Raw genomic sequence first — 4430 nt, forward strand, 5'->3', positions numbered from 1 at the left:
GCTGGGAATAATGAGTGTTTCCTATATAGTGAAAGCCTTTTATATTATATATATTGTCAATACTGATTAATTAGTCAATAAATTAAATGTTTTTAATTTATTTCTTTTTATATAATATTGAATAACGAAAAACTTATAAGATACGATTTGAAAATATTTCTCGTGGCAGGACAACAGCCCAAGAATTATATAACACTGGCAGCCATAGCAGTAATTTTCCTCATTCTAGGATATGCCTTGGCTCTACTAGTAACCCCCAAGCCTTCTGTTACTACTCCCCAAGGCCCTGTCACATATAACCTCCCACTAAATGAGAAAACAGTATACGCGTATAATTGGTCCCAGATAGAGTCCCTAGCTAAACAGGAAGGGAAAGTTGTTTTCGCAATATTCGGAGGAACTCATGAACAAGACGTCTTCAACCATGTGTGTCAGAACTTCCAAGCCAAGTATGGAATACAGTGCCAGGTTGTCCTGGGAGACTGGTATAGCACGGTTCAATCACTTATCGCCGACAAACAAGCAGGCAAGACTGTGGGACAATACGATGTTGTATTCCTGTGGTCTCTCCCGTTCAAAATGGCAAAGGAGAACGGTGTAGTCTGGGACGTAAACCTGAGGGAGATAATCCCGAATGCAAAGAAGGTCCCGCTCCTAGCTAACATGTTTGGCACAGACATGTACCCCACGGACGGGAGATACATCCCCATCGTGTGGTGGCAGGTCGTCATGCTATACAGGAAGGACATTCTAGGTCAGTGGCCGAACGCCGATGTCCCGAAGAGCCTGGACCAGCTTCTTGACTGGGTCAAGAAGCATCCCGGAAAGTTTACTTATTGTGATCCAAACAAGGGCGGTAGCGGACATACATTCCTCATGGCACTTCTCTACAGTCAGTACGGGTACGATAAGTTTTCCTTTGCAGGATACAGTGAGCAGAGAGCTCACGATATCATGTACAGCCCCGGTAAGAGCGGAATGAACTTCTGGGACTACCTCAACGAGATCGAGAAATACATGTATCAGCCAGGCAATTATCCACAAGGTAACGTCGCCGCCATACAGTTATTCGAGGCTGGCGAGGTCTGGCTTGAACCTCAGTGGATAGACACAGTCCTTGCCGAGATTAATGAGGGAAGACTTAAGCCAGAGTGGGTCGGGATGTACATACCTGACCCAGGCATGCCTGAACCTTGGGACGGAGTTATAGTAGCCTTCAACGCTCCACACAAGGCCGCAGCCTTACTCTTCATAAACTATCTCCTCGAAGACGAGACTCAAGCATACATAGCTGCCAACGAGGGCACATTCCCCGTTGTACCTAATGCTTGGAACCTTGTACCCGCTGACGTTAAAGCGAACCCTGCTTGGCCGGTCAATATTCCTTACGGAAGCTTCGAGAAGTGGTTCTTCTACGGACCGTTCTACTTCAGACATGCAGAATACATGAACTACATGATGCAAAAGTGGGTAGACGAGGTGGCTAAGAAATAAATTACTTGTTATAAAAATAATTTCTTTTTTTGCCGGGGATCGTAATGTCTTCTCAGAATTCAGCTCCACTAATATATCTCTTGCCGATATACCTCTACCTATTAGTTATGCTAGTAATACCCCTGGGAATAGTCATCCTTGGGGCTTTCGGAATAATATCATTCTCTGGAGTCCAGCAACCAACACTCAAGGGATTCCAGACTTTCTTCACTCCTGGAAGCCTCTATCTGGAGTCTACTTTCTTTACTGTCTGGAACAGCGCAGTCGCGACATTTCTAGCTGTGGTAACCGGGTATCTTTTCGCAATCTACTTGACTATTCGAAGACCAGGCTGGTGGGGCAAGTTTTCGTTTGTCCCACTGATAGCAATCTACACCCCGTACCTTATAGCTGCATTCATGTGGTGGACCCTTCTCTGGCCTAAAGGATATCTAGCCTTAGGGATTAACTGGCTTCTTCAGAAACTGGGATTAATACGGGAACCACTATATCTAGTAAATGATCCTTACGGTATAGGCATCATCCTGGGTAAAGTGTGGTATACCTTTACTCTCACATTCCTTTTAACTTATGGCCCGCTTCAACTGATCAACCCTGAGATAGTAGAAGCCGCCAGAATACTTGGCGCGCCAATGAGAACGGTTATTACAAAGATATATTTCCCGCTTTCAAAATACGCTCTACTCGCATCCTCTTCCATAGTATTCTTGGATAATCTTACAGGCGTTTCGACGCCCCTGGTTCTTGGCGCCTCCTGGCCCCAATATCTGAGCGTTGTGATATTAAACGATGTCACACTGTTCTTCAACTACTTGATGGCATTCACCTCCGGCTTTGTCTACATAATTTTATCGCTTCTTGCAGGATACTTCTTCTTCAGATATACAACAAAAGCGATTGTTTACCAGGTGAGATAGAATTATGGATAGACAACGAGCCTGGGATATAATTATCCTTACCTTCCTATTATTCTTCTACATAGCGCCTGTATTCATGGCTGTGCTTTACGCGCTGGCTGAGCAATGGTACTTTGGCACAGACCTCTTCCCCTCCCGCATCGGTCTGAACTGGATACTTAAAATGATAAATGATCCCTATGTGCAGGGAGCGTTAATTAACAGCTATATACTCGCGCCACTCACAGCCTTGTCGACAGTAGCCTTGTGCATACTTCCGGCTTACTATCTAGCAATGAATAGAGACAGATTCGCCATACTAACCGAAACCATCGTCAACCTTACCATGGCATTACCGGCTATCGTCGTTGGAACAGGACTCCTATTCCTTTACACTTGGTTGGGATTAAGGAATAATCTCATCGCTCTTATACCTGCCCACATGTTCTTTGCAATACCCTTTTCACTTCGCAGTATAACGGCATCCTTCATGCAGGTTCCAAAGGATCTCGGGGAAGTGGCCAGAGTATTCGGAGCTACAAGGTTACAGGTAATAACAAAGGTCTACCTACCTATAACTTGGAGAGGGCTCCTCTCAGCCTTCATCTTCTCGATGGCTATATCCCTCAACGAGTTCGTAATGACACTACTGCTAGGAGCACCCTCCATTAAAACACTGACTATCATTGTGTATGAACTCATCCGAGGCTATGCGATTTCTCCTCCACGAGCCGCCGCCGTAAGCTTGTTTATCCTTTTCCCGAGCCTGATCGGCGGATTCATATCTGAAAAATATTTCCGTGTTTCTGTTTCACTAGGTGGAGCGGGTGGTAGGTAATGGTTCGGATAGAGCTTAAAGATATATATAAAGGGTATTACGGGGGAAAGGTAGTAGCTGCAGAGATAGAATATCTAGAGATTAAGGACAAAGAGTTCTTCGGGCTACTAGGGCCCTCAGGTAGCGGAAAAACAACAACTCTACGTATCATTGCAGGGCTAACCCAGCCCGACCGTGGAATGGTTCTGATCGACGGGGAAGATATAACGCAGCTTCCACCCGAGAAAAGAGGCTTAGGAATGGTTTTTCAAAGCTGGGCCCTTTTCCCTCACCTAACGGCCTTCGAAAACATAGCCTTCGGACTACGACTCAGAAAGATTCCAGAAGATGAAATTAAGAGGCGTGTCCAGTGGGCTGCAGAACTGTTACAAATCCAGGATCTCTTGAACAGGTATCCGTACCAGATGAGTGGAGGGCAACAGCAAAGAGTTGCAGTTGCGAGGGCAATCGTCGTCCAGCCTAGAGCATTACTCTTCGATGAACCTCTAAGCAACCTGGATGCAAAGCTTCGTGAACAAGTAAGGTTCGAGCTTAGAAAACTCCAGCGTGAGCTAGGAATAACTTCTGTTTACGTTACCCACGACCAGGCTGAAGCATTAGTCATGTGTGACAGAATAGCTGTAATGAACAAGGGGAGGATAGAGCAGATAGGCTCTCCTGAGGAGATTTATGGCTCTCCGGCCACGAGATTTGTGGCAGAGTTCATGGGTATAACCACATTGATACCTGGAAATGTCTTGGAAATAGTGAATCGTGACAAGAGCCTCGTCAGGGTGGCCCTAGAAGAGGGAAATATTGAACTTTTAGCCAGGACAAACTTAGAAAAAGTGACGAAAGATAGCAAAGTTTTCCTTGCCGTTAGACCTGAAGCTGTGAGACTCGCGCATCCCACTGAGACATCCAACGTAATAGACGTGAAAATCCAGACGGGATCTTATCTGGGTGATCATTATGAATACATTATATCGTTGTCGGGCTACCTTATAAGGCTTAGAACGCCTGTCAACGTGCGCTTAGATGCTGGGAGCAGCGTGAAGATTAAACTTGAAGAAGAGACATTATTTGCAGTTCCCAGATGAATTTCTAGTTGTTTTTTTAACACTTTAATCCTTTGATTATTATTTACAGAAACACTCAGATTAAATGAACAATTAGATTCCTTGAGGTTCATTCTATAGGTGAGTAATAAACCTTAAAACTCC

General features: G+C 44.9%; 4 protein-coding genes. All 4 read left to right on the top strand.

Annotated features, from left to right (window positions below):
• Positions 1-147: 147 nt before the first annotated feature.
• Genes ACP5KC_RS09050 through ACP5KC_RS09065 form a run of 4 tightly spaced genes read left to right on the top strand, consistent with a single transcriptional unit; the run spans position 148 to position 4307 of the window.
• A complete protein-coding gene (locus ACP5KC_RS09050) occupies positions 148-1494 on the top strand; it encodes an extracellular solute-binding protein (RefSeq protein ID WP_428287331.1) in 1347 nt (448 codons plus the stop codon).
• A 44-nt stretch (positions 1495-1538) separates the two neighbouring features.
• Positions 1539-2411, top strand: a complete 873-nt coding sequence (locus ACP5KC_RS09055; protein ID WP_424741010.1) for an ABC transporter permease — start codon at positions 1539-1541, stop codon at positions 2409-2411.
• Positions 2412-2415: 4 nt separating this feature from the next.
• The gene (locus ACP5KC_RS09060) at positions 2416-3228 is read left to right on the top strand and encodes an ABC transporter permease (protein WP_052883739.1); all 813 of its coding nucleotides are present in this window, start codon (positions 2416-2418) and stop codon (positions 3226-3228) included.
• Entirely contained in the window at positions 3228-4307 is a 1080-nt protein-coding gene (locus ACP5KC_RS09065; RefSeq protein WP_424741011.1) for an ABC transporter ATP-binding protein, read from the top strand. The genes ACP5KC_RS09060 and ACP5KC_RS09065 overlap by 1 nt, the downstream gene beginning before the upstream one ends.
• Positions 4308-4430 lie beyond the last annotated feature (123 nt).

The sequence above is a fragment of the Infirmifilum sp. genome (assembly GCF_049970975.1).
In the GTDB taxonomy this organism is placed as follows: Archaea; Thermoproteota; Thermoprotei; order Thermofilales; family Thermofilaceae; genus Thermofilum; species Thermofilum uzonense.

Excerpts from the sequence above, each read along its gene's own strand:
- ACP5KC_RS09065 (WP_424741011.1), top strand. The coding sequence starts at position 3,228 with ATGGTTCGGATAGAGCTTAAAGATATATATAAAGGGTATTACGGGGGA.
- ACP5KC_RS09060 (WP_052883739.1), top strand. The coding sequence starts at position 2,416 with ATGGATAGACAACGAGCCTGGGATATAATTATCCTTACCTTCCTATTA.
- ACP5KC_RS09055 (WP_424741010.1), top strand. The coding sequence starts at position 1,539 with ATGTCTTCTCAGAATTCAGCTCCACTAATATATCTCTTGCCGATATAC.